The organism is Rosistilla carotiformis (assembly GCF_007753095.1).
GTDB classification, from domain to species: Bacteria; Planctomycetota; Planctomycetia; order Pirellulales; family Pirellulaceae; genus Rosistilla; species Rosistilla carotiformis.
Genome location: NZ_CP036348.1, coordinates 7,411,354 through 7,437,004 on the forward strand (window position 1 = coordinate 7,411,354; position 25,651 = coordinate 7,437,004).

Consider the following 25,651-nt stretch of genomic DNA (forward strand, 5'->3'; position numbering starts at 1 on the left):
CCAACAGCGTGCGAGGTCGCCAGACCTTCATTCGACGGCGCGAGGATTTAACGCCGGAAGGGATCGTTGACGATCGCAGCGTCGAGCCGACTGGGAATCGATCGCTTTGCGGAACGCTTGAGCTAGCGATTGCCCCTGCCACGCAGTTGACCCTTCGCCGCGCTGACCGTAGCGCATGCGATGCAGTTCCGCCGCGGCGACGAACAGTTCGGCGGAGGGTTGGTAACTTGCAGGCTGAGTATTTTGCCAGTCGGCCCATGCCGCTTCGGCAGCCGCGGCATCGTTGCGATGACAGGCTCGGATCAGACGTCGCGCGGCGACACGATCGGCGGGATTCAACCGCCGCCATACGCTCTTAGTCCAAGATCGGATCCGATCGAACTGCCAGATCGCGAGTCCTAACAGTGCAATGGATAGAAACGCAGTTAAAGCGATTCGCATCCGACTTGGTGGCGGAGGAGGCGGGGGAGCTGGCTTGGGTGCGGCAGCCACTTCGAACGTCACCGGGGGAAGCGTCTTGGTTCCAAACTCCTCTGATTTCGGATTCCACCAGATGTATTTGATTCCCGGGATCGTGAGCGTCCCCGACCCTTTGAGCATGTAGGTGATCGTGTCGCTGCGCGTGCCGCTAAACTCCCCTCGCTGTGTTTTGTCGTCGACGGTCGGTTTGCCGACGTAGACGCTGATTCCTTCGGGAGCCGTGGTGGGTGGCGGAGCGAGCGCCATGCCCGATGTCTGTTGGGCACTCTGAGCGATCGTGCGACGGAAAACATCTCCCTGTTCCGCCGATCCCGGTTCGGGAGTCCACGATTCGGTGATCTCCAATTTTTCGGTCGTCACCAGAAAGACCGACTCCGGCAATCCCGGCGGCCGCTTGATCTGCAAATCGGTCGCTGGCACCTGTTCCACATGTTCCTGGTTCGGACCGGTGAAGCCGTCGCGGTGGGTGAAGCGGACTTCAAAGGCGGGAACCGTGACTTTTCCGGCTGCCTGCGAGAACAACGCGAACTCGTGCGTTTGCATGAACCACGACGTGTCCCCCTTTTCCTCCGACGAGACGACCGGGCTGCCGACCTTCACCAACAGGGCTCGGGGAATCTCAGGGATCGAAAAACTAGCGGCTCCAACAAACGGACCGTTGCCGCGCAGCTGCACATAAATGGGCAACCGCTGTCCCATCCAAGCCTCTTTGTTCGGCACGTCGATCGAAACGGGATCGCCATCCGCCGCCGGCGCCGCGGCGGCAAAGGTCATCGCCCAGAGTGCGATCACGACCAGCCCAAACAGCATTCCACGCGGCACTCTCATTGCGTCCCTCCTGCGTCCTGCTCCGCTTGTTGGAACGCAAACTTTGACCTCAGGAAATCGGCCGGTTTGGTTTGCACTTGGCGCAACCAGACCGCTTGAACCGTGGCATCGGACGCCGCTTGGTCCCCGGCGATTTCGGTCTCCTGTCCCTGATCGTCCTTCTTTTTGTCGAAGACGATCTCGTCGGCTCCAACCTGCTGATCGCCCAGATCGCCCCCTTTCAATTCGAGCATCTTGGCCCGCGCGGCGGCGAGGTCGCGATTCTCTAGCGCCTGCGTCCAATCGGGGCGTTGCTTGATCGCTTGATCATAACTGGCGACCGCTTTGTCGTATTTGCCCAGCATCACCCAGCAGTTCCCTTGGTTGAATTGCGCTTCGGGCGTTGCGACGCGAGCAAACGATTGAGTCGCTTTTTCGAATTCCCCCGCGCGATACCAAGCGACTCCCTGTCGCATCGGATCGTTGTAAACGACCGCTGCGTCGGCAAACTTTTCCGCTCGCATCAAGCGATCGCCATGCTGATCGCCGGTCATCCAAAGACCGATCCAAGAGATGGCGACCACGGCAGCTCCGCTTTTCCAAATCATCACGCTCTACTCCTTGGGCTGCGAAGATTTTTGGCGTCGAAACGATACGGCGACAAGCAAAGCCAACAGCGGCGTCAACCAATAACCGGCCTCCTGCCAACGATTGCTCTCGCCCGAGACGCCTGCGGCGGCGCGGCGTTGAGCGAAGCGGAAGATCTGTTGGATGTCGTCATCTTCGATCGAAAGCGATTCGACCGAACCACCGATCGCCGCAGCGACGTCGCGAAGCGATTGCGTCTCCGCCGAATCGGGATCGGTCAAAGCAAGGAACTCCGTCGGTGGCGATCCGACCGATTGATGAGCTTTGACCACTTCCGACGGATCGATCTCTGCGGAATCGGCGACGACCAACAGCGATCCCCCCGATCCCTGTTCGCGCAGCAACTCGCCCGCGGCGGCGATCGCCAAATCCAATCGATCCCCGGGAACCGGCATCACGTCGGGGCTGATCTCCGCCGCCATCTCGCCGATCACGGCGGTGTCTTGCGTTGGCGGAAGGACCAGGTGGGCCGAACCGGAATAAGCGAGCAGGCCCAACGGGTCTCCCTTGCGAGCCTTCGCTAGATCGGCGATTTTCAGTTGAGCACGCTCCATCCGCGATGGCGAAGGGTTGGTCTTCAACATGCTCTCGCCCGCTTTTAAGACGATCATCAATGGCGGAGCGTCTTCGGCGAAGGGATTGGGTTCCAGTTTCCAAGTGGGGCCCGCGATCGCGATCGCGGCGACGATCCAAGCGGCCACCATCGCGTAACGCATGGGATCGCGCTTCGCATCGCGATCGTCAACCAACGCTTCCAATAGGTCGGGATCGATCTGTTGCCGCCAACCGCGCAGCGGATCGAGCTGTCGCTGCCAGTACCACCAGACCGCAAACGCGATTGGAATCAGCGCCAGGCCAAGTGGGCGGACGAAATGAAAGTTGTGCAAGAGTCCCATCATCCGTCGACCTCCAAACTGCCAGTGATCGGATTGACGTGGACCCTTGTCGTTTGGGCGGCCAGTTCCGGCGGAGTCCGGCGGGAGAGTGCGGCGGCAAATTTGCTGGCCATCGACAGCAGCAACCAGGCCGCTAGCGGCACGTAGTAAATATCGGTGCGTGGGCGATGGCTGACCGTTTTGACTTTCCGAGTTTCGATTTTGTCCAATTCGTCGTAGATCCCCACCAAGCTCTTCCGATCGGCGGCAAAAAAGTAAGACCCGCCGGTGGCCGATGCGACGTCGCGGAGCGCTTGTTCGTCCAGTACATCCTCGCCGACCGTCGTCGGATCGCCGATCGCGACGGTATGGATGTGGATGTCGCGTTGCGCCGCGACGCGTGCCGCTTCGATCGGCGGAATCTTGCGCTTGGTGTCGTTTCCATCGGTCAGCGCGATGATCGTCTTCGCCTGCGCATCGCTCTCGTCAAACAAACCAACTCCCAAGCCGATGGCGTCTCCCAACGCAGTCCGCGGCCCCGCCATGCCGACTTGGCATTCGTCCAACAAGCGACGCGATAACTCGAGGTCGGTCGAAAACGGAGCTTGCAAATAAGCCGCGTCGCCGAAGACGACTAACCCGACGCGATCTCCCTGACGCCGGTCGAGAAACTCTCCCAGCACCTCTTTGACCGCCGCCAGCCGATCGACTTTCTGACCGCTCTTATTCGTAAAATCTTTTTGGTCCATCGATCCCGACAGATCGACTAACAGCAGTAGATCGCGCGTTGGCAGTTCCTTGGTGATCGGCGGCTCGATCCACTGCGGCCGCGCCGCGGCGGCGAGGACCAGCGTCCAGAGAATCGCTGGCAGAATCCAACGCGTCGGCGCTGCAGCAGCGATCACGGCAACGGGACTGCGGCCTATCGCTTCGGCAAGGCGATTGCCAAAGGGAACACGTACCGATACCTGTTGTGACTGGCGTGGCGGCAGCAACGCGCGCAACAACCACGGCAGGGGAAACAGCAGGAAAACCCAGAGGTAGTCGAAGGTCAGCATCCGTGGCGGTCCTCCGGCAATGAGTTCGTGGCGGCCGGAATCTCATGCGTTTGAATCCAGCCGCTGGCGTATTCCCGCAGCGAATTCAGTTCGTCGGTCGTTTCCGATTTGCGATAGATCGCCGATGCCAATTGCTCGCGGACCTGGGGCGGCATCGGCAGTGGAGCGGCTTCGGATAACCAAGTCGCCCAACGATCACCGACGAGATCGGCGATCTCGCCACGCGGTTGGATCGCCAGCGCGGTTCGTCGCAAGACCTCCGATACGGCAGCCGCCGAATCGGCCGACTGCAACTCCTGCAATGCCGCCCGCCGATAGCGATTCGCTTGCCAATGACGCCACGAACGATAAGCGATCGCCAACACGCCTGCGGCGACCAGGATCATCACGGCGTACCAGCCCGGAGCCGGCGGCCACCAAGGGACCTCTGGCGGAACGACGATATCGTGCAAACGGTCTAGGCTAGTTGCGTCGTCCATCGTTACCGTGATTGATTGCCAAAGAGGGACCTAATTTGCGGAGCGACGGGCAAGGCGGTGGAGATCGGCAACACCGGGACTCGCAAGCCGTGAAAGATCTCTTTCCAATGATCCAGCAGCCGTTGAAACGTGGCTTGGAACTCGTCCCGAAAACCGGGGCTTTTCGATATTTCCCAAACTCGACCGCGATCATGGGCCAGCATTCCTGGAGCCCCGTTGATCGAGATCCCCAGCGGATCGTAGACCGCCACGATTAAGACATCGTTGTGTGCCGCCAACCGGCTGGTCAGTTGTTGCGTCTGGTCGTCGGCACCGTCCAGATCGCTGATCACGACGACCAAATGATCGTGCTTCACAACCTGCAGCGCATGTTCCAGAACGGCGTTCAGTTGGATCGATTGATCGACCGCAGCGGTTTCGTTTTGCTTGGCGCTCGGATCGGCGAGCTGACCGTTCAATCGGACGACTTGGTGGAACAATTGCAGCACGCGATTTTGGCTGCGATGCGGACGCACCTCGGCGATCTCGTGGTCGTTGAATACCAGACCGCCGACGCGATCGCCACTGTCCAAGGCCCGCCAAGATCCCAGCGCCGCGACCTCTGCAGCCGCGACCGACTTCATCGCCCGGCGGCTGCCAAAAAACATCGGCGACCGTTGATCGACGACCATCAAAACGGGGCGCTCGCGTTCTTCGGAATAGACGCGGACGTGGGGCGATCGCAGCCGTGCTGTCGCTTTCCAGTCCATCAACCGGATGTCGTCCCCTTGGTGATAATGACGCAGTTCTTCGAACATCAGCCCCCGTCCGCGCAGCCGCGAAGCGTGCCGACCGGCCAGCAGCGAACCGACTGGCTGGCGAGGCGTCAGCGAAAAGCCGCGCGCATCGGCTTTGAGCATCATCAAGTCTTCGAGCGTAATCGTCACCTGGGCTTTCATCGGCTGGCTCACACAGGGACGACGTTCTTCAACAGTTCTTCGATCACTTCGCCCCGCGTGACCCCCGCCGCTTCGGCTTCGTAGGTCAAGTGGATGCGATGCGCCAAGCAGGCGGCGGCGACGGCGCGGATGTTGTCGGGCGAGACGAAATCCTGCCCCTGCAACCAAGCGTGGGCTCGCGCTGCGGCGTCCAGTGCCAACGTTCCCCGCGGGCTCGCTCCCAATCGAATCCATCGCGCCAGTTGATCGCCGTACTGTTTCGGATTCCGCGTGGCGAGGATCAGGTCGACGATATACTTCTCCGCCGGCTCGGCGACGTGCACCGCATAGACCTCTTTTCTGGCGGCGAAGATCACCTCTTGCGACAGCGGTGCGATCGGCTCAGCCGCTGCACCCGACTTCTCGCCACGGACCAGCCGCAGAATCGCGGTTTCGTTTTCGCCGACCGGGTAATCGACGCGAACGTATAACAGGAAGCGGTCCATCTGAGCTTCGGGCAACGGGTACGTTCCCTCTTGCTCGATCGGGTTTTGCGTCGCCAGGACGAGGAACAACTCGGGCAACGCGTGCGTCTTGGCAGCGACCGTCACCTGGCGTTCTTCCATCGCTTCGAGCAGCGCCGATTGAACCTTTGCCGGAGCCCGGTTGATCTCATCGGCGAGGATCAGATTGCCGAAGATCGGCCCAGGTTGGAACTCAAACGATCCATCCTGCTCGCGGTAGATCTCCGATCCGGTGACGTCCGACGGCAGCAGGTCGGGAGTGAATTGGACGCGGCCGAAATCGCTTTCGACAAGCTTCGACAACGTCTTGACCGACCGCGTCTTTGCCGTGCCGGGAAAACCTTCCATCAGCACATGCCCGTCGGCCAACAGCGCGATCAGGATCCGCTCCACCACCTCTTGCTGGCCGATCACCGCCGCATTCATGGCGGCGGAAATTTTCAAGATTGCCTCGCGCGGCTCCATCACTCACTCCATGCTTTTCCAGAGAATTCACCGCCAGCGCCCCGAAGAGACGTACTTCATTGGAGCGGCGTGTTTGCGCCTCGATTTTTGGGTCTTCGAGGTTGTCAGTTTAACGCCCCAACGTTCAACGAAGCGTAGTGGACGAGGTTACGAGTCCCAGCGATTTGGTCGGATGCAAAAGGACTCGTAACCTCGTCCACTACATCCCGTCGCTAGTTCTTTCGACGGTCCGAGGATCCTTCGTTGAACCGTATTGAGTTTAACGCCCCACCGCCTGGTGGCTACAACGACAGAACAATTTATCGATATGGATTTTCCATCGATGACGAGTCGTGTTCCATGTGGGATCGACCACGTAGTGTGGCCTACCTATCGCGCGTTGCCGGATGTCTCGAGTTCAATCTTCTCCGGAACATCGTCCATTCCCCAGTATCGATGCTCGATTCCGGTCTCATGCACCGTCACGATGCGAAAGCCCGACGGGTCCTTCCCTAGCGGACGGCCGACGGGACCGGTGGTGATCATTTCCATCGATCCGGCGGTGCCGTAGGCGTTGCGGTGGTAGTGTCCGGCAAAGACCGCGCGGACATCGGCCTGCTTCAGCTGGGCCAGCAAAGGCGTTCGCCGCTGCAGCGGAATGTTGAAGTATTGATCGGGCTCATCCTCTTCCGCCAGAAACAGCGGATGATGTTGAAACATCAGGATGTGTTTCGCCTCTGCCGCGTTCGCTTCTTGCAGTTGTTGCTGGAGCCACGTTTGCTGAGCGGCCAAGACCTCGGGGGCCCCTTCGGGATCTTTGAGGACGCTGGAGTTGAGGACGATGTTGCAGACGCCGCCGACCCAAAACGAAAAATAGTCGTCACCAAAGTTTTCCTTGTAACGGGCGATCGATTCAGCAGTAGGTCGGTTGCCGACGTCGTGATTCCCACACACACAGACCAACGGGATCTCCGCATCGACTTCGGAAAAGTCGCGATGGTACTGCGCGACTTGTTCGCGATAACGCGGATGCTCTGGCGTCGCATTTGTCAGATCGCCACAGACGATCACAAACCGCGGCCGCAGGCGGTTGATATGCTCGACCGCCCGGCGCACCAGATCGACTTCTTGATCGAACCCCTTGTTGCCACTGAAGAAGCCGTACTGCGTATCGGCCATTTGCATGAAGAAGAAGGGCCGCTGCCACGTCTGTTCGTGCTGGCGGTCGAAGGCCTTAAACGTTCGATCGGCCGCCTGTTGGAAGCGGGCATTGGGGACACCGGCTGGTTCCTGTGCCGAGCAGAGACTCGTCAACGATGAAACTAGCCACAGGATCAAGATAGGAAACTTGGATTGCATTGCATTTCATCGGGTGAATGGGAGGCTCGGAAGCAGGCCAAGCGTCGCGTCCATTCGCCGCCGAGCTACAAACGCCCAACCCAAATTCGGCGACCTAGCCAAGTGAAGTGGCTTGCGACCGCACCCGCAACGCTTTGCCGGCTGGCGTTTTACGCCAACGGGTTGCCGATTCTACGGCAACGTTCCCACATGGGCAAACCGTTCCCGGATCCTCTTCCATACCCGACCGATCAATCCCCAACCAGCTCTGGAAAAACCTCTTCGTCGAGGTTCATGCGTTTGACCAGAGTACGAACCCGCACCAGAAAGTCGCTCTTGTAATTAGCGACTTGTTGTTCGTTGAGATTCAATTCCTCGGCGACTTGTTTGTTGCCGACGCCGCGGACAAACAGTAGTTCCAGACATCGCAGCTTCTTCCAATCGCCGCGTTGTTTCCAATGTTTGATTTGCGATTCGAGAGCCTCCCGAACCGCTGTCTCCTCCAGATTCCGCCGCTCGCCGCTGCGGGCGATCGAGCTGGCCGGGCGAGCGGTCCCGGCGAGATCCCACGATCCCTGCGATCCGGTGGCGGAGAAGGAGATCGCCGGTCGACGCCCCTCGCGACGCAAGTGGTCGGTCAATTTGTAGGCGCAGATCGAAAACAGATAACTCTCCAACGGCCGCGCCCCGTCGTAGTTCGGCAGGCTGGTCAGGAAGCCGATAAAGGCTTCCTGCACGATGTCTTCGCTGGCCGCCCGGTTCCGGATCCGACTCTCCGCAAACGCCAACAACCGGCCTTCGTAGCGATCGATCAGATCCTCCCACGCCCGCTGGTCTCCCTCGCGAATGCGACTCACGAGCAGCGAATTGGCTTGGGTTTCGGACATCATCAAACTTAGGTTTTAGGATCGAAGGAAGAGTAGGGCGTTGCGGCGAATCGTTCGACAATCGCGATGCCGTGCGGCGACGGTTTTATGCCAACGCGGTTTTGTCGTCGTGTCCTACTTTGGACCGCGGCGAGATCGATTTTAGCAGCACCGTCAGTCCCGACAGCCCCACCAAAGCCAAGGCAGCCAACACGCCGAGCCCTTTCAAACGTTGGCCAACTTCCAAAGCCTGCCATTGTTGCGTGATCTCGGAATGGAAGTCGTCGTCCAAAACCAGGACGCTCGCGTGTTGGAACATCTCGCCGGTGCTGGTCGTCAGTTTGCCGTTGTAGGTCCGATCGGGATCGACCAGCCCCGACGCGATCTGTTCGGCCGGCACGGCGATCTTTTCGCCCGCTCCGGGAAAACCGAGGGCTTGATCGATGTAAGCGATCAACGCGATCTTCTGCTGTTGCAGCAGGCTCTCGCGACTCGAATCGGCCGACAAACTAGGAACCGATTGGACGACCAGTTCAGCCCAGTCGTCGCCGATCTTATCGGGTTGATCGACCCACATCGGTCGGTCTTCGGGATAGATCGGGTAATCGAGCGGAGCGGTGGAGAGTTCGTGAGGCTGCGAATCGTCTTCGCTCGGCTCCGGCTTCGATTCTGACTTTGCCTCTTGCTTTGAATCCGATTTCTCATCGGCCGCCACTTCGACTTTCGACAGCTCCTTCGGCTCGTCCACTTCGTCGGCGATGCCGCTCGACGCGACGCCCATGACAAAGCCAAACATCGTTGCCAACAGCAGGGCGAGGTAGGGCGATTTCGTTTTTGATATCCACATGGCTCTTTGAGCTCCTGACGTTTTTTCAATCACAACACCGATCGAAGACGACGATTCACGAAGGGACGTGAAGCGGTTGCCATCACGCACCGTGAACCCGCGCGATTCGGTGGGCGGGGTTTTTCCAAACCGCTGCCATCTGGATGGCGATCACCATCGCGGCGGCGGTCAGCATGCCCCAAGGTTGTGGCACAGGGATCACTTGGTTGACCAACCAGGCGACAACGACAACGACCGCGATCGACCAGATACTCATCCGGCGAACTCGCAGCGGATCGGCCGCTCGCCACCAGCGAGCCAGGAAAAAGATCGCTGCGAAGTGAGCCATCATCGCTGGCAACAGGATCTCACCCGACCCGGAATACATGTGACGAGGCAGATCCAGCGCGACGCGATCCAGATCGAATCCCGAATCCATCGGGATCATCAACCCGCGTCCCAAGCCATACGCGATCGCGCCAACCACAGCTCCCACGCCCAATTGAACGATGCGTCGCGGCAGCCCTTCGGCTTCGTCGCTCTCCCAGGCTTTGCCCAAGCCCAGCATCAACCAAGCGCCGGCAAGCGCCGTCGCGGAACCCCAAGCAAAAGGAGCGATCGCACGGGCTCCGCCATCTCCTTCGGCGATGCCAAACATCGTCGCCACCCAGCCCAAAACACCCAGCACGATCAAGGCGGTTGCCCAGGATTCGGTCAGTTCCGCGGCGCGGGTGCGAAGTGATTTGTCAGCCAATTCGCGGCGGGCCATCATCCGCCACTGCTGCCGCGTCGGCGTCATCTGCTGTCGCCGCTGGGCGTTGACAGCTGCCGCATGCGCCGCGGCATAACTGGGCTGTCGTTGATTAGTTAAGACCATCGTGCGAATCACGTAATACGGAATGTAGAGCATCGCCAACAGCGACAGCATTGGCAGCAACCAGGCGGAGTTCATCAACAGGATCACCACCGCAACGACGACAACGATCAAGCGTCCCAACGGGTTGGCACTGCGATCGTGCCACCAATGATTCAGATCGTGAGCACTCTTGTGCACGGCAAAGGCAAGCGGTTCACTCGGCGCCTTCTTCGCGTTATGGACCGGCCCAGAGTTCATCGCCGGTCCGGCAGCGTGGTTCCATGGATTGTTTTGTTGTGCGTAGTGAGGCGTCGCCGGATCGGAAACCAATTCGGCGAGGATCGGCCGCGCGTGGGCATCGGGATCGAGTTGGGCGAGCCCATGTTTATCGAGCAACATCCCCAGCGGTTCCAACAGCTCGGCGACGCTCTTCTGCCGCGCATCGGGATTCTTTTGCAACGCTTTGGCGATCACGCCGCGGAAGGGCGGTTCGACCTGCGACAGATCGGGATCGCTGGTCAGGTGCTTCATGATGATCTCGTGAGACGATTCGCCATTGAAGGGAACGTCTCCGGTCAACAGTTCGAACAAGATGATCCCAAGGGCGTAGATGTCGATCTCTTTGCCATACTCTCCGCGGCCGATCTCCGGTGCCATGTAGTGGAACGTGCCGACGCTTTCGGTGTTGCCACCGCGGCGCGAACAGGAGATGAACTTGCTGAGTCCATAGTCGCCGATCTTGAAAATCCCTTCGTCGTCGAAGATGTTCCCCGGTTTCAGATCGCGGTGCACGATCCCATGGTCGTGCAGGTAAGCGACGCCGGCGGCGAGATCGCCGAACCAACGCAGGGCTTGTTCGCGAGGGAGCCCTTGGCGGTGGCGATCGAGTTCGTCGCGAAGGGTCGCACCGGCGACGTACTCCATCAAGATCCAAGCCTGATCGTTGTCGTCGTACTTCACGTCGTACAGCGCGACCAGATTGGGATGCTTCAGATTCATGCAGTGACCGACGCCACGCAGCTCGATATCGAGGTTGCGTTGGACCCTCTTCAAAGCGACTTCTTTGCCCGCACCGCTGACAGCGAAATAGACCTCACCAAATCCGCCTACACCGATCCCACGCTTGATCGTGTATCCCTTTAAGGGTTGGTCGCCGGTGGCGTAGGTGAATTTCATCGTTGAACCTGTTTTCCGCAAATCCTCGTCGGCCAGCGGATTGGGAGCATATCGCGTCGATTCTATTTTATCTGCTAATGCGGGCATCGCGTTAAGTTCCTTATCGGACAGCGTCGTTGCAGCACCGATGTGCGCCGAGCCATCGGAAGTTGGGTCCGAGTTAACAGGCCGGATCGATTCGCGTTTAGGGCGCCAAAACATTCAAATCGTCTCGTTTTTCGTGCTTTTCATAACCGCTCCATCGACATCGCCAACGTTTCTCCAACGATCCGACAGTCCGGACTCAATACCGCCGTCTGCCCGATCTGCGTCCCATCGACGACCAGCGGTTCCTCGCTGCGGATCCGCCAATCGTCTCCCGAGACAAACAGGATCACGTCGCTGGTCCAATGCGAACATTGGATATGAGCCCCTTGAGAGGGCCCGATCACGCAAGTGTCGGCCAGCAGAATCACTCCGTCGGCACGGGGCTGCGTGCGATGACGGCTGACCAAATTCAATCGCGCCGAAGAACTCAGCGGATGCGTTTTTTGAAACTCGAACTGGACGACGCTCCCCAGTTGAAACCGATCGCCGGTTCGCAGCAGGGTAGGGCGGTCAAGCGGTTCGCCTTGCAGACGCGTTGAGGCCAGCGGTTGCAACACGTAATCGCTCCCCTGTCGGCGAACGGCCGCTGCCCGCCGCGAGAGGTCGCCTTGGACATTGATCTCGACCGACGAACCCGCTCCCGGACCACCGATCAACCACTCGTCGCCGGCGACGATCAAGAAGCCACCCACACCATCGATCCACAGCATCCGCGCGTTCTTGCTATCGCTGCCGCGGTCGCTTTGCGATCGGTCGTGCGGTCGATCTTCCACCACGCTGTTCACCTCGATTGTCGAACCAGCTAAATATTCGTTGTTCCACGACGGCAGCCCGGTTGGATTAACAACCGGGCCACAGGTCATCGATTGACTTTCACCCACCGTCGATCAGTCGATCTGAATCATCGCAACCGAGTCTTCCGCGGTCGGTTGGTCGCCGTTGAAGTAGGTCGAGACCTGATTCAAGATGTCTTCGTCCGATTCCTCGGTCAACTCGATCGTACCGTAATACTGATTGTCGACAGCCAACAGCTCTTCGTCGACTTCGATCCGCGTGCGGATGCTATCGATCAGATCGCGGGTTCGCGACAGATGGCTATCGTCCAGGTTCAGCGAGCTGGCAGCGTGTGCAACTTGGTTGGCTGCGTATTGAGCCTGCAAGTTTTCGACTTCGACTTCCAACTGACGCTTGGCCGACAACATCTCATCCATCCGGTCCTTGGCCGCTTGCAGCGTCTTCTCACGGGCGGTGAGCATCTGTTGCAGCTTGTCCACGGTTGCCTTCTGAGTCTTGAATCGGTTGAAGCGACCGGCCAGATCGTCTTTCACTTGGTCGGCACTATAAGTTCGCTTGGCGTAAACGAACCGCGTGTCGCCACTTTGCAGGTCGGCGGTCAAACGCATGATGTCGCGTTCGGCCGAAGCCAACATGTCGGCCTTCGAATCGATCTGCTTTTGAAGTTTTGCGACGTGGATTTTTTCCGACGCGATCAACTTCATGTTCTTGGCGATCTCCGGCTGCAGGTCGTCGATCATCTGACGGGCACGATCGATTTCCACGTTTACCGGGACGACATCTTTGACCGCATCGCGAGCGTAACCGAACCCGGTCTTAATATAGCTCGACATTCCGGTCCCAAAAACGAGCCCAGAAAGCAACAGGGCCAGGCTACCGCCAACTAGGGTTTTCTTAATCATCACACTTACTCTCTATCTAAATTTGACTTTGCATTCCCTGAATTCTTGCGACCCCACCAAGGATCCATGTTCCATTCATCCAGTAGTTCGCCGCCGCGGCGGGGATCTTGGTGAAGGGAACCGAAAATTTTTCCAGGTCGGAACAATTGCCCGTCCTTCCAAGGGAAAAGCCTGATTTGACGCAGAGTTCTTTTGGTTTGCTGAGCGAACTCGATTAAGTTCGGGAAAGGAGAGGGAACCCTGGCACGCCGGAAGCCGTATTAAAGAGACAATGCTGCCTTTTTGAGACGTTTGCGTCCTAAAAAAGCAGCGCGGCGAAACGCGTCAGAAAATAGGCAAGTTGACTTAACTTGGCAGAGCAAAAGGAGTTAAGCGTTCTCAGCAAGAATGGCCATGTCGCCGTGGCACGTTGATTGCTCCGAACCTTTATTCAGAAGAATCGGTCTTAATTGGCATCGACCGCAACCGCGGCTATGCCGATAAACGATACTAGGGACTGTCGAACCGGGAGACGAATTATGTCGCCAATCTATTCCAATCCGAAAAACGGAACCGCCACCTCGCTCCCCATCGAAGCGACTTGGGCGGAGCTTTCCGAGCGGACAGACAAAGCCGATACCAGCGCTTTGGCTCAATGGATCGAGGCAGATCTCGAGCGTATCGAAAATCAGTTGAGCGATTTCATTACGCCCAACACGCTGAAGAAGTCCTTGCGCAGCGGCCGCTAACGACGATTGAAGCACTTGCGGCGGGCGACACCGCCCACCGCGATCGATCGTTCTTTGGGCTTAAGCTTCGAACTTGCCCAAGCAGAGGGTCACGTTCTGACCGCCGAAACCGAAGCTGTTGTTCAACGCATATTTCACTTTGGCCTGCCGCGCTTCGTTGGGCACATAATCCAGATCGCAAAGCGGATCGGGATTTTCATAATTGATCGTCGGTGGCAGCACGCTGTCGCGAATCGCTAGCAAACAGACGATCATCTCGGTCACGCCCGCTGCGGCAATCAAGTGCCCCATCATGCTCTTGGTACTGCTGACCGGCGTCTTGTAGGCGTTGTCGCCAAAGACCTGCTTGCATGCTAGCGTTTCGACCTTGTCGTTGACGGTCGTGCTCGTTCCGTGAGCATTGACGTAATCGATCTCCTCGGGATTCAACCCCGCATCGCTGATCGCCATCCGCATGCTGGCAATTCCACCGTGGCCATCGGGTGGAATGTCGGTGATCCGGAACGCATCGGCGGTCGTTCCGTAACCGAGGATCTCACCGTAGATCGGGGCTCCACGGCGACGGGCGTGTTCGAGTTCTTCGAGCACTACCATTCCCGCCCCTTCGCCTAGCACAAACCCATCGCGACGGGCGTCAAACGGACGGCTGGCTGCGGTTGGGTTGGCGTTGTTTTCGCTGAGTGCCGTCAGCAGGTTAAAACCGGTGACGCCAAAGGGATGGATCATGCTGTGCGTGCCACCCGAAAGCATCACGTCGGCATCGCCGCGACGGATGATTTCGGTCGCTTCGCCGATCGCTTGGCTGCTGGCTGCACAAGCTGTCAGGCAGTTGTAGTTGGGGCCTTGCGCGTTGAACATCGCCGCCAGATGGGCCGCCGGCATGTTCGGTTCCTGTTCCAGTTCGACCAGCGGATTGAGGACTTCCAACCCCTTCTGTAGGAACTTGGCGATATCGTATTCGCCCCCCTCCATCGCGACCGACATCATGTCGGTGAAGGTGACAAAGTCTTGATTTCCTTCGCCGCTGCCCAAATAGACACCGAAGCGGTGAGGCGCGACGCCGGCATCCATGATTCCGCTTTCGCTGATCGCTTGCTTGGCGGCACCGGCGGCAAACTTGGTGTGCCGGCCGCGGTGCTTCCACAATTCGGGATCCTCGCCGGTCTCGGTGATATCCCAACCCTTCACCTCCGCCGAGATTTGGGTCGGAAAACCTTTGGCGTTAAACAACGTCGTGTACCCGACGCCGCTTTGACCCTCCTGCAAGCCCTTCCATACGGTGGTTGGATCATGTCCCATGGGGTTGATCATACCGATGCCAGTGACGACAACGCGTGGACGCATGGTGTTACCTTTGAAGATGCAAATATTTGGACGGATTGGATTTTTGATTTGCGATTCAGACAGCGTGCCGATCTTCGATAGGTCGAAGCGACGGGGATCGTCGTGACGGCTGTTCTGGAAGCTTTTGATCCAAAGCTGAAAACGTGAGTTTACCGGTTGGGAAAATCGCGAGACCGAAGTGCGAAACTTAAGCGTAGCCGAACTTGCCGTCGATTGGTATTCGGGTTTCCCCTCGGATTCGAGCGATCTCGCCCGCTGGAGCCCGATCGTTTCGGGGCTCCGCGTGGCCGCAGGGACTACCAGTGATCGGACCTCTTCCGCCAGCCGGGTTAGATTCGCTGGCGGCTTTAGGTCGCCGGAGTCGATTCGTCGTCCAGGAGGTTCTTGGAGACGGGCAGCGGATTTCCGTCGGCATCCTGAGCGACTTCCCACAATCGCATCAGCCGCAACATCGTCAGCAGATTGGCCGGATTGAACAGCTGGCCGGTGCCAAAGCGTTCCTCGTCCAGGAAGGCAAACAACATCTGCACCTCCGCCTGCAGTTCACCTTCGCAGTGACTGGTTCCGGTGATCATCGCCCCATCGTTTTGCAGATCGTCGATCGTGGCGGTGTAGTGCAGCGTATCGCCGGGGCGAGCCGGTTTGTGGAACTTGGCTTGCCCGACTTTGGCCAGCACGATCCGCTGCTGAAAATCAAAGCATTCAGCAACCAAGATCCCGCCGGTCTGGGCGAGACCTTCGATGATCAGCGTGTTGGGAAAGACGGGGTGCGCCGGTAGATATTCGTCGACCGGTTCCTCGGTCAACGAGATATTTTTGATCGCTTCGGCGCGCTCACGGCTCTTGAAATAGGTGAAGCGATCGATCCAAAACCAACGCATGTCTTATGCCACTTTGTCAATAAATGAAAGCTTCCACGCTGGCAGCCAGCTGTTCCGCGAATGGCCTCGATGCCATTTGACGGGCGAATCCCGCTAACACCGCCGCTGCGGTGCCCCATCGTTCGCCTGTCCAGGCGACACACCCAATCGCTGGGACCCAACCGCTATCGATTGGCACCTCACGTCGAGGATGCGTCGCAGAAAACGAGCGTTTGCAATCGGGTAGAAACCGATTTTTGTTCCAACCGGGGGCAGCAATGCCCCGCGATTTCCTGTCCCAACGCGCCCCAGGGGGGACGCGGTTTGGCGAGATGCTGCAGAGGTCGACTGCGTTCGCCCCTCTGCTTCCGGACGAGCGACGGAGCGAGGCGATGACGCTATCAAAACAAAGCATCATGCCCCACAGGCGGCTCACCAGGTCAAACGAACAACTCCCAGCGGAGGCTCCCGCCGGGGCGGGCCTAAATTAGGCGCCGACCTTCGAGTTGACGTAGCTGCACAGATCGTTGACGGTCAACAGATCGCCGAAGTCTTGAACGCGAGGGTTTTGTTCGAACTTCGACAGATCGGCCCACGACATCCGCTTTTTCAATTCGACCAAGCCTTCGTCGGTGACTTTGCCGTCTTTGACGTATTCGCTGTTGGTCAAAATGTCCTCAGGGAACAATTCTTCGCGAGGGATTTGGATATCGAAAGCTTTTTCCAGCTTGAATACGATGTCCAGAAAGTCGATCGATTCGGCACCAAGATCGCCAACCATCGTCGCTTCGGGAGTGACTTCGTCGTCGTCAACACCCAGTGCGTCGACCAGAGCAGCTTGAACCTTTTCGTAGACTTCGTCTTGCGTAGGCATCGTTATTTAACCTTTCGTTTTTCCGAATATGTGCCGTTTGACTGTTTCTTCGGCACGTGTATCAAAGTGATTTGCTGTATTGCAATTACAATGTCGACTGTGTCATCGCCTGGATCACAGCAGGCTGATCCCCAAACATATTAAAGAACTGCTCTCGAACAAACCGTCGCGTATCGTCGTCATTGTTATGCGGGCTCGCATCGCTGCTGGAACGCTGCAAAATCAAACGGGCCGATACCGTTACTTTATCGCCCTTTGTCGCCTGTGCCTTGACCGTCACTAGCGGTCCATCTTCCTTAAACTTGTCGGCTTTGATCTCCAACGTCTCCCCAGGCGTTAAAAAATCACCGAACTTGACCGATTTGGCTTCGACCAAAAAAACGTGAGGCGAGGCGAAATCTTCGCCAGTTCGTACCATCCACATCGCCGCTTGGTACAATGCTTCGAGCATCATCACCCCCGGCATCACCGGAAAACGTGGGAAATGGTCGGAAAGATAGTCTTCCGACGCGTGCAGTGTGCGACGGGCGACAAGTTGAATCCCGGGTTGAAGCGCAACGATTTCGTCGAGCTGGCTGTAACGCATCTTGGACAATGTCAAATTCCTTCACGATCGCTGGGGCAGGGGATTCGCGTGCCTTAACGCAAATAGAATAGTAGCCAGGCTTTATCGCCTCAAGCGTAGAATCGTTACATTCACCCCAGATACCGCCAAGTTATCGACGTTTCCGGGGCAATCACTGTTGGCTCGTTCGATGGCCCCGCGTTCCGATTTGCTGCTATTGCTGGATGGAAGCCCCTGTGCCCCTCAATTGTTCCCCTATCGCTGGTCGATTTGTTCTGCTTTGGCACGATGTTCCAGCCAATTCCAAGCGCCCGTCCCATTTTGACCTGATGTTGGAACACGAGGGGCAATTGAGAACTTGGGCGATTGAACAGATCCCCCATCGAGATGAATGTGTTGAGGGGATTGAATTGCCACCACATCGGTTGGCCTATCTCGACTTCGAGGGTGAGATCTCGGGGGGCCGAGGAACGGTGCGACGGATCGATCAGGGGGACTACAGAACACTCGAATCGTCGCGAGCTTGGTTTACGGTCGAGATGCACGGCCTCGAAGCAACCAAAAACCTTCGCTTTCAGCGTGCGAAATCCCCTCAGTTGTGGGTGATCTCGCGAGTCGATGCCTTGGCCAATTTGTAGATCGGGCCATCAGGAATCCAAACAGTGTGTGCTTTGGCCCCGGTCCGACCGGCTAACACGATCTCGCCATCCAACAATTCCAACGTCTCGATGACGACCGGGGTTTCGACGTAGCGGTCGTGTTCGCTGGGGACGGTCACCAATGCTATCAAGTCATCCTCTTCATTCTCCCAGCGAACTTCGAGATCCCCCCGCGATGCGGCGATGCTGATCTTGTCGGAGAAGTGTTGCAGAGGAATTGGCAGGGCACCGGCCCGCAATCGATGCACTTGCAGCGCGATCACGTTGGGTTCGTCGGTCAGCCGGGCGTGCAATTCAAAAGAGATTACCGAATCGATCCGTCCATGTTTGTAACGGGCCGCCACGATCACTTTTCCGTCTTGCACCGACACCCGTGGATCTTCGGTCCCTCGGGGCAACACATTGGGAAATTGACTGGCCAGTTCCGATGCCAGCCAGGCATTGATTTGATCGGTCGTAAAGTGCGCGTGCCAATTGCCCACGACGCGGACTTGTTGAGACAACTGTTTGAACTGAGCCTGCAGTTCTTCCTTGTGTTGAATCGCCAGCGGGGCCGATTCGACAGCGGTCTGGTAAAAATCGGGAGCTTGCTGCGATGCCCGAGCCGCCCACCAGGTGAATCCACCCAGTCCGGTTGCGAGCAGAACAAGAGATAGACCGAGTGTTTTCAATAGCCGTCGCATGGCAAAGTCCCTGAAGCCACTGGATGCGAGAAGAAGCACGCCAAAGCATCTTACGGAAGCGAGCAAAGCCGGGTCAACTTCCAAATACCACGATTCCAGCGGCGAATCTGGGGATCTCCCCCCGCTTCGACGACTAGGTTTTGCGAGTCGAGTGGCCCGAATTCGAGCTATCGGTTTTGTCGTGATCCGTTACCATGATCCAAGTGTCTGACTCGGCGTTGCGCTTTTGATGGAATTCAGCGTTCGATAAAACCGACGTCAAACGGCACAACGTTTGCCTTCGGGGTGTCGAATTCGGCGGCCGATTCGTTGTGACACGGCAACCTAAAAGGAGCCGTCGGCGCGGCCAGGTGCTAGCGAGTTGGGACGGTTGCGCAATCCTGAGGTTTCCGCTTTGGGGGTTGTGGACGATTGGGGGCAAGGGAAACGGGGAAGCACCCGCCCGTCACCCGCTCGCGGACCGCCGATCCGCATTTTACGCTGGAAATATTCGAAGCTACGTACATCCGTCGGAGACGATCAATGCGACCTTGGGGACCACGCCGCGGCGGCTGGCAGGATCGAAATTCATTTCGACCGCTGGAGGGATCGACAACGCGGCGACGCTGTGCGGCCGTGCGCGATCACGAAGCTTCGCAGACGCACTCAAGTTCGGCAGTGGAGGATGACGATCCAAAGCACAAACTTCAGCGAACCGAAGCGATCTTAGTCCTGTCACGGGGATCACTTACGACGCGAAAATTGGCCGCTTTGGCTGGCTTGGCGGATGCCACCGAAGCGCGTACACTGATCCGCCAACTTAACCAGCTTTACGATCGACAAGGTCGCGCGTTTCGTGCCGAAGAGGTTGCCGGCGGTTACCAGTTGTTAACCCGTCCACAGTTCGCACCGTACCTGCGGCGTTTGGGGCACCTGCCGCAAGCGGTTCGGTTGTCCTCCCCGATGCTCGAAACATTGGCCATCGTGGCTTACCGCCAACCGGTACTGCGAGCCGATATCGAAGCGGTCCGCGGCGTTCAAAGCGGTGAATTGCTACGGCAATTGATGGAAAAGGATTTAGTGCGGATCAGTGGTCGCAGCGACGAACTGGGCCGTCCCTATTTGTATTCCACAACGAAGAGATTTTTGCAGGTCTTTGGCCTTCGTAACACCGATGCCTTACCATGCAGCCAGTGGTTCAAAGAACAACCGGTTTCCGTCACAACAACCGGCACCCCCGATAACCTAGCCCCAGTTCTTGACAGTCCCGATAAGGAGTCCGACGTGAGTATCGCTATCGCTTTACCCCAACTTGATGCTTCACCCGAGCACACCGACGCGATCGTCTTAGCTCCCAACGCGGGGTCGAATGTTCCTGCTGCGCCCAACGCCATCATCGAAGATGAAGAAGAGGATCAGTGGAACGACGATGACGATGAAGACGACGACTGGGAAGATGAAGACGACGACTGGGACGACGACTCGGACTCCGATGAAGACGACGACGAGAGCGACGACGACGACGATGATTGGGAAGAAGAGGAAGATGAAGACGATTCAGACGAGGTCAAAAAGGACGACGACTGGGAAGAAGTCGATGACGAGGACGACGACCTAGACGACGCCGAGGACGACGCCGACGAATGGGTCGACGATGAAGACGACGACGACTGGGACGATGACGACGAAGAAGAATTCTAAGCGTCATCGCGGTTTCTAAAGCCGCTGCGTCAACCTTCTATCGAGTTGGCCGTTCCACTCTAATGCTCGCGGGCCGATTCATCCGGCCCCGTTTCGAGCAAGTTTTCAGCCAGGTGAGGTGCCAGGACCGCGGGAGTTGGGTAGTCCCAGGCGAGCGTGGGGGTCAGTTCCAGCCCCAGCCAATCTTCGATGTCCCCGGCCAATTCCATCGTGGCCAGCGAATCGAGCCCATAATCGGCCAACGGCTTGTCCCGGTCCGGCGTCCCGTTCTCGGGGTTGCCTCGCGCGGCCAACCACTCTAACAACCAGCCTTCGATCGCGGCGCTGACCGCTGGTAGATCGTCTCGGGTGATGGTCGTGGGCAGTTCGGGAACTTCGACATTTCCACCCAACAGGATCGAACGATCCCAACGATGCATGGTTTTCAGCTCGCCGCTGAAAAACTGACTCCGACACGCTTGTCGCTGCACCTTGCCGCTGGTCGTCAGCGGCACTCCGCCACGTCGCGTCAAGGCGATCGACCGGGCATCAACTTCGTGTTGTTCGATCAATCGACGACGCAGCTTGCGAACCAAGCCAGCGAAAGATTCCGTTGGCGTGTGCCGGGCCACCTCGGCAACCACCACTAAGGACTCCTGCCCATCTCCTTGCGTCGCAAAGGCGACCGCCTGCCCGCCGCGCTCGTTCCCGAGACACTCTTGGACCGTCGCTTCGACATCTTGCGGATAAACATTCCGGCCTCGCAAGATGATCACATCTTTCACTCGCCCGGTCACGTATAACCGACCCGCGTGCATGAACCCGAGGTCACCGGTTCGAAGAAAATGCCCCGCACCGGCATCTCCAGCGACGATCCCTTGGAACTGCTCCCGATTGACGTCGGGGCTATTCCAATAACCTTGAGCGACGCTGGGGCCTTGCAACCAGATCTCCCCGACCTGCCCATCGGACTGTGGTTGGCAAGTTACCGGGTCGACGATCACCATCCGCATTCCATCGGCCGCGGGGCCGTTGCTGACCAATCGGCGAACCGTCGCCTCTGCCGCCCCTTGAGCTGCCGGTTGATATTGTCCCATCGCAAGCGAATCGCGATCGACCTCCAGATATTTCGGTTCGTTGCGATCGCCACCGCCGGCGGCCAACAGCGTCGCTTCGGCCAAACCGTAGCAGGGGCAGAAGCTGCTGCCGCGATACCCTGTCGGTTCGAACCGTTGGATAAACGCGTCAAGCGTGGCCGCCCGGACCGGTTCGGCCCCACAAAACGCCGTCGTCCAACAACTCAGATCCAACCCGCGAGTGTGTTCTGGATCGATCCGATCAACACACAACTGGTAAGCGAAATTGGGCGCTCCGCTGATCGAAGCCCGATGCGAGCTGATCGCCTGCAACCACCGCAGCGGCCGCTGAAGAAAGCTTCTCGGCGACATCAAAATCGCTTCGCCGCCGACATAGATTGGTTCCAAGATTCCGCCGATCAAACCCATGTCGTGGTAGGCGGGCAACCAAAAGACACCCCGGACATGCTCGCTGGCGTTGTCCGCGACAAACTCCAGGGCGTAGCTGCTGCGGATCGATTCGAGATTACTCAACAGGTTCGTGTTGCGAACCATGACTCCCTTGGGATCGCTGGTCGAACCGCTGGTGTATTGCAGAAGCCCTAATGCCTCTGCCGAATGATCGATGGTCATTGGATCAAATTGGTCGGCGGTGGCGTCATCGGTGGCAATCAAATGCGTCTTTGCCACCGCGGCATGCAACCGCTTGAAATCCAAACCGTCCAGTGTCTCCCGATCGGCGATCAAGACCGTCGGTTGGCAATCCGCCGCGGCCGCGTCCAATCGAGGCATCGCCCGCCCCGGCTTGGGATAACAGGTCGGGACCGGGACTAAACCGGCATAGCTGGCAGCAAAAAACCCTACCAAAAACTCCAACCCCGGCGGGAACAACAACAGCGCCCGGTCCCCCGGCGATGTGCATGGAACCAAGCCAGCCGCGACCGCCCGCGACCTTCGATTCAGTTCGCCGTAGGTGATCGTCTGCGTTTCCCCCGACTCGTGGAGAAACGTGGCCACCGCCCGGTTGGGATGACGTTGGGAACGATCGACCATCAGTTCCGTCAACGACCGCCAATCGATCTGTCGCTGCGATGATTCAGTGTGTAGCGACATATTCTATCGTTTAAAAATCAAATCCCCGATCGAAGAAAGCCACAACCCGGCCTCCTTCGCTCGTCGACTCGTTGAAATTTGCCTGCCCTGTTACGATGGAGCCGCGTCATGGAAGTTGCGATTGTAACGGGCCGAGCGTGCGAGCCAAACGCCGGGCCTGACGAAATTGCTTGCCGATGGATCGTTTCGCCCGCCCCATAGCTATCTTAGAGTTCATGTTCCGCACGATATACGAGGCCGCCGACTCCAAGCTCCAAGTTTTCTGGTTTTGCCACGCCGGCGCTGGATCGGCTTCGCTGGTCCGATCCGCTCGCCACGTTTCCGCTCCTGTGACTCTTAACGTGGCGTCGCTACCTGGCCGCGAACATCGGTTCCGCGATGGCCTTACCATGTCGTTGGACGAACTGGTCGATCAATTTTTCGAAGACCTGCAACCGCGAGTCGGAGCCCCCTTTGTTCTGATCGGTCACAGTTTTGGCAGCCTGATGAGTTATCTATTGGCTCAGAAATTGACAGCTGCCGGAACGCCACCGGTATCCCTCACGGTGATGACCCTCGCCGCCCCCGACCGCGTTCAATTCAACCCCCGCACCGCCCACCTTAGCGACGAAGAATTCCTCGACTATTTGGACAACCGCTTCGGCAGTGTCCCCAAGTCGCTGCGAACCAATCCCGAAGCGATCGCGCTGTTCCTGCCAATCGTTCGCTACGACTTGCGATTGCTCGAATCGTACGTTCACCAACCCGTCCAGCCGCTGCCAATCCCGCTGCTCGCCTTGGCGGGCAGCCGAGACCGCGCCGTCAATGCCGAACAGATGCAACAGTGGCAGCGATTTACGAGCGATTCGTTTGCTTTGGAAACCATCGCCGGCGGTCACTTCTTTCCCACGGAGAATGTCCAACCGATCATCCAGCGGACAATCGAACGTTTACAATAGGGTATGGCGGTTAAGGCGAATCGCGGAACCAAACCGATCGCGACGTGGGCCGCGTCGGACGATGGGACGTTTACAAAATGACTGCTATGACGGAAACGCTTTCGCCACCATCGAGGACTCGCTACACGATCACATGGATCCTTGTAGCGGTAGCCTTGTTGATCTCCTTTCTTGTCGCCGCCGGTCTCGTGTGGATCTCCAGTGGCGTTTCGGGTCGCGAATTCGCACCATCCCACTTCCATACCCGCAACTTTGAAGTGGCACAAATCCCTTGGCTCGGGTTCCAAATCGGCGGCTTGCAACATTCCTCCAGCAACGATTCGACCAGCCAATACCTTATCGCTCAGAAATTGATCCGCGTTCCTACCACACCACCGGTACGCTGGGATCTGGTTGAAATCCACCATAACATCGGCCTGCCTCAGGAGGCCGATACCAGCGTTTTGACCGCCTATCTGACCGGACAAGGAAGCCACGGGGTCGATTGGGAAAAATGGAGCAAGGATCATCCGGCCGCCGCCGCTGTTTTTTGGCCGTTTGTGCAACAACTGGCGATCGACCAACTCTATCTCATGCTGCCGGACGCTTTCGATCTGGCTCGCCAACAGACCAATCCGGTCGAACTGCAACAAGCGCTCGACGATTACTTCGTCGCAGAATTTCCTGCTTTTGCCGCCGACCTCGCCCACGCCGGTCGATCGGCCGAAGCGATCGCGGCCCTCGAATCGGCGATCGGTCGCTATCCCCAACAGGCCTCCTTTTCAGCCGCCTTGGACGAACTGCAGTCCCCAAACTGAACGCCCCCGTTTTCACCAAGCCATGATCTATCTCGACAACAACGCCACGACGCCGATCACCCCCGAAGTGCTCGACGCGATGCGAGCCGATTGGCTGCTGGGCCCCGCCAATCCCTCGGCGCAGCATCGCATCGGCCGTTCGGCCAAGCTGCGTTTGGAGGATGCCTGCGACGGGATGTTGGATTGCTTGTCCGCCAGCGACCATCGCTTTCTGCTGACCAGCGGCGGAACCGAAGCGAATAACTGGGTGATCGGCAACCTGGGGCAGGGGAATGGCCCGATCGTCGTCAGCCAGATCGAACACCCCAGCATTCTCGCGGCCGCCCGCGCCGCCGAGGCTCGCGGCATCCCCGTCCGCTATCTTCCAGTCGACGCCAACGGAATCGTCGATCTCCCACTGTTGCAAGCTTGGCTCGCCGAGACCCCCAAGCCGCGGCTGGTCTCGATCATGGCCGCCAACAACGAAACCGGCGTGATCCAAACAATCGCGCCGCTGGCCGCCTGCTGCAATGATGCTGGAGTCCCCTTCCATTCGGATCTTTCGCAAATGCTGGGCAAGCTGCCCGTCGCCATCGATCAAATGGGGATCACCGCCGCGACCATCGCCGCCCACAAATTCCACGGACCCGTTGGGGTCGGAGGGCTGATCCTCCGCCGCCACGCGCCGATCTCGCCGCTGCTGGTCGGCGGAGCGCAGCAACTGGAACACCGCGCCGGCACCGAACCGACCGCGCTAGTCGTCGGCATGATGACCGCTATCCAACAATGTTTGAACGACTTATCCACAAAGCAAACCGCGATGCGACAACGCCGCGACGCGTTGGAAACGGGGCTGCGGCAACAGATTCCCGATCTGGTGGTCCACAGCGCGGCGGTCGATCGACTGCCGCAGACGACCTGCTTTTCGATCCCCCACATCGACCGCCAAGCGCTTCTGATGCGGTTTGACTTCGAATCGATCGCCTGCAGCACCGGCAGCGCGTGTGCCAGTGGCAGCAGCGAACCGAGCCACGTTTTGCAAGCGATGGGAGTCGATTCGTCGCTCCTCAGCAGTTCGATTCGCCTGAGCGGCTCGATTTTTACTACCAATTCAGAGATCGACACAGCTATCTCGCGTATCGTCCGCTGTTGCAACAAGTTAAGGAATCATCAAGATGTGGAAAAATAACGTATTGTTTGTGGATAACTTTTCGATTCCTTGATATAACCGATTCCAGCGGTTACGTAACCTGTGGAATTCCGGACCAGTGACACGCATAATTTGCGAGCGTTCTATT

25 protein-coding genes are annotated in these 25,651 nt (G+C 58.3%); 6 read left to right on the forward strand and 19 right to left on the reverse strand.

Going from position 1 to position 25,651, the window contains the following annotated elements:
* Nucleotides 1–27: 27 nt before the first annotated feature.
* The 13 genes from Poly24_RS26670 to Poly24_RS26730 all read right to left on the reverse strand — a co-directional run bounded on the left by Poly24_RS26670 (nt 28) and on the right by Poly24_RS26730 (nt 13,078).
* Complete coding sequence (locus tag Poly24_RS26670) at nt 28–1,308, reverse strand: BatD family protein (protein WP_145102501.1); 1,281 nt, start codon at nt 1,306–1,308, stop codon at nt 28–30.
* Nucleotides 1,305–1,895 (reverse strand): tetratricopeptide repeat protein, encoded by a 591-nt coding sequence (locus tag Poly24_RS26675; RefSeq protein ID WP_145102502.1) that lies wholly within the window; start codon nt 1,893–1,895, stop codon nt 1,305–1,307. The genes Poly24_RS26670 and Poly24_RS26675 overlap by 4 nt, the downstream gene beginning before the upstream one ends.
* A gap of 6 nt (nt 1,896–1,901) precedes the next feature.
* Nucleotides 1,902–2,834 (reverse strand): vWA domain-containing protein, encoded by a 933-nt coding sequence (locus Poly24_RS26680; RefSeq protein ID WP_145102503.1) that lies wholly within the window; start codon nt 2,832–2,834, stop codon nt 1,902–1,904.
* On the reverse strand, nt 2,831–3,868 hold the full coding sequence (locus Poly24_RS26685; protein WP_145102504.1) for a VWA domain-containing protein: 1,038 nt from the start codon (nt 3,866–3,868) through the stop codon (nt 2,831–2,833). Before Poly24_RS26685 ends, Poly24_RS26680 begins: the two co-directional genes overlap by 4 nt.
* Nucleotides 3,862–4,347: a DUF4381 domain-containing protein gene (locus tag Poly24_RS26690; protein WP_145102505.1), complete on the reverse strand. Its 486-nt coding sequence runs from the start codon at nt 4,345–4,347 to the stop codon at nt 3,862–3,864. The genes Poly24_RS26685 and Poly24_RS26690 overlap by 7 nt, the downstream gene beginning before the upstream one ends.
* Before the next feature lie 2 nt (nt 4,348–4,349).
* Complete coding sequence (locus tag Poly24_RS26695; RefSeq protein ID WP_231753376.1) at nt 4,350–5,273, reverse strand: DUF58 domain-containing protein; 924 nt, start codon at nt 5,271–5,273, stop codon at nt 4,350–4,352.
* Nucleotides 5,274–5,293: 20 nt separating this feature from the next.
* Entirely contained in the window at nt 5,294–6,253 is a 960-nt protein-coding gene (locus Poly24_RS26700; protein ID WP_145102507.1) for an AAA family ATPase, read from the reverse strand.
* Between the two features lie 369 nt (nt 6,254–6,622).
* A complete protein-coding gene (locus Poly24_RS26705) occupies nt 6,623–7,591 on the reverse strand; it encodes a metallophosphoesterase (protein WP_145102508.1) in 969 nt (322 codons plus the stop codon).
* Between the two features lie 230 nt (nt 7,592–7,821).
* Nucleotides 7,822–8,460, reverse strand: a complete 639-nt coding sequence (locus Poly24_RS26710; protein WP_197452197.1) for an RNA polymerase sigma factor — start codon at nt 8,458–8,460, stop codon at nt 7,822–7,824.
* Between the two features lie 82 nt (nt 8,461–8,542).
* Entirely contained in the window at nt 8,543–9,283 is a 741-nt protein-coding gene (locus tag Poly24_RS26715; protein WP_145102509.1) for a hypothetical protein, read from the reverse strand.
* An 82-nt stretch (nt 9,284–9,365) separates the two neighbouring features.
* Nucleotides 9,366–11,381: a serine/threonine-protein kinase gene (locus tag Poly24_RS26720; protein ID WP_145102510.1), complete on the reverse strand. Its 2,016-nt coding sequence runs from the start codon at nt 11,379–11,381 to the stop codon at nt 9,366–9,368.
* A 140-nt stretch (nt 11,382–11,521) separates the two neighbouring features.
* Nucleotides 11,522–12,262 (reverse strand): FHA domain-containing protein, encoded by a 741-nt coding sequence (locus Poly24_RS26725; RefSeq protein WP_145102511.1) that lies wholly within the window; start codon nt 12,260–12,262, stop codon nt 11,522–11,524.
* Between the two features lie 6 nt (nt 12,263–12,268).
* Complete coding sequence (locus Poly24_RS26730; RefSeq protein ID WP_145102512.1) at nt 12,269–13,078, reverse strand: hypothetical protein; 810 nt, start codon at nt 13,076–13,078, stop codon at nt 12,269–12,271.
* A gap of 518 nt (nt 13,079–13,596) precedes the next feature.
* On the opposite strand from Poly24_RS26730, the gene Poly24_RS26735 reads away from it, so the two are divergent.
* Nucleotides 13,597–13,806 (forward strand): hypothetical protein, encoded by a 210-nt coding sequence (locus tag Poly24_RS26735; protein WP_145102513.1) that lies wholly within the window; start codon nt 13,597–13,599, stop codon nt 13,804–13,806.
* A gap of 60 nt (nt 13,807–13,866) precedes the next feature.
* On the opposite strand, the gene Poly24_RS26740 is transcribed toward Poly24_RS26735, so the two are convergent.
* The 4 genes from Poly24_RS26740 to Poly24_RS26755 form a co-directional block, all read right to left on the reverse strand.
* On the reverse strand, nt 13,867–15,150 hold the full coding sequence (locus Poly24_RS26740) for a beta-ketoacyl-[acyl-carrier-protein] synthase family protein (protein ID WP_145102514.1): 1,284 nt from the start codon (nt 15,148–15,150) through the stop codon (nt 13,867–13,869).
* Nucleotides 15,151–15,497: 347 nt separating this feature from the next.
* The gene (locus Poly24_RS26745; RefSeq protein ID WP_145102515.1) at nt 15,498–16,031 is read right to left on the reverse strand and encodes a 3-hydroxyacyl-ACP dehydratase FabZ family protein; all 534 of its coding nucleotides are present in this window, start codon (nt 16,029–16,031) and stop codon (nt 15,498–15,500) included.
* Between the two features lie 466 nt (nt 16,032–16,497).
* Entirely contained in the window at nt 16,498–16,884 is a 387-nt protein-coding gene (locus Poly24_RS26750; RefSeq protein ID WP_145102516.1) for an acyl carrier protein, read from the reverse strand.
* 85 nt (nt 16,885–16,969) lie between these two features.
* Nucleotides 16,970–17,470 (reverse strand): 3-hydroxyacyl-ACP dehydratase FabZ family protein, encoded by a 501-nt coding sequence (locus Poly24_RS26755; protein WP_145103594.1) that lies wholly within the window; start codon nt 17,468–17,470, stop codon nt 16,970–16,972.
* A gap of 203 nt (nt 17,471–17,673) precedes the next feature.
* Between Poly24_RS26755 and Poly24_RS26760 the strand changes: the two genes are divergently transcribed.
* Nucleotides 17,674–18,087, forward strand: coding sequence for a DNA polymerase ligase N-terminal domain-containing protein (locus Poly24_RS26760; RefSeq protein ID WP_145102517.1), 414 nt, complete (start codon nt 17,674–17,676; stop codon nt 18,085–18,087).
* Here the strand turns inward: Poly24_RS26760 and Poly24_RS26765 are convergent.
* A complete protein-coding gene (locus Poly24_RS26765) occupies nt 18,042–18,791 on the reverse strand; it encodes a hypothetical protein (RefSeq protein WP_145102518.1) in 750 nt (249 codons plus the stop codon). The genes Poly24_RS26760 and Poly24_RS26765 overlap by 46 nt on opposite strands.
* A gap of 522 nt (nt 18,792–19,313) precedes the next feature.
* Between Poly24_RS26765 and scpB the strand changes: the two genes are divergently transcribed.
* Nucleotides 19,314–20,471 carry an SMC-Scp complex subunit ScpB gene (scpB, locus tag Poly24_RS27250; protein WP_197452199.1) on the forward strand — a complete coding sequence of 386 codons (1,158 nt, stop codon included), beginning with the start codon at nt 19,314–19,316 and terminating at the stop codon, nt 20,469–20,471.
* 59 nt (nt 20,472–20,530) lie between these two features.
* Here scpB and Poly24_RS26775 read toward each other — a convergent pair whose 3' ends face one another.
* Nucleotides 20,531–22,639, reverse strand: a complete 2,109-nt coding sequence (locus Poly24_RS26775; RefSeq protein ID WP_145102519.1) for an AMP-binding protein — start codon at nt 22,637–22,639, stop codon at nt 20,531–20,533.
* Between the two features lie 215 nt (nt 22,640–22,854).
* On the opposite strand from Poly24_RS26775, the gene Poly24_RS26780 reads away from it, so the two are divergent.
* The 3 genes from Poly24_RS26780 (at nt 22,855) to Poly24_RS26790 (ending at nt 25,542) form a co-directional block, all read left to right on the forward strand.
* Nucleotides 22,855–23,577 carry a thioesterase II family protein gene (locus Poly24_RS26780; protein ID WP_197452200.1) on the forward strand — a complete coding sequence of 241 codons (723 nt, stop codon included), beginning with the start codon at nt 22,855–22,857 and terminating at the stop codon, nt 23,575–23,577.
* A gap of 77 nt (nt 23,578–23,654) precedes the next feature.
* Nucleotides 23,655–24,374 (forward strand): hypothetical protein, encoded by a 720-nt coding sequence (locus Poly24_RS26785; RefSeq protein ID WP_145102521.1) that lies wholly within the window; start codon nt 23,655–23,657, stop codon nt 24,372–24,374.
* 22 nt (nt 24,375–24,396) lie between these two features.
* A complete protein-coding gene (locus Poly24_RS26790; RefSeq protein WP_145102522.1) occupies nt 24,397–25,542 on the forward strand; it encodes a cysteine desulfurase family protein in 1,146 nt (381 codons plus the stop codon).
* Nucleotides 25,543–25,651: the final 109 nt, after the last annotated feature.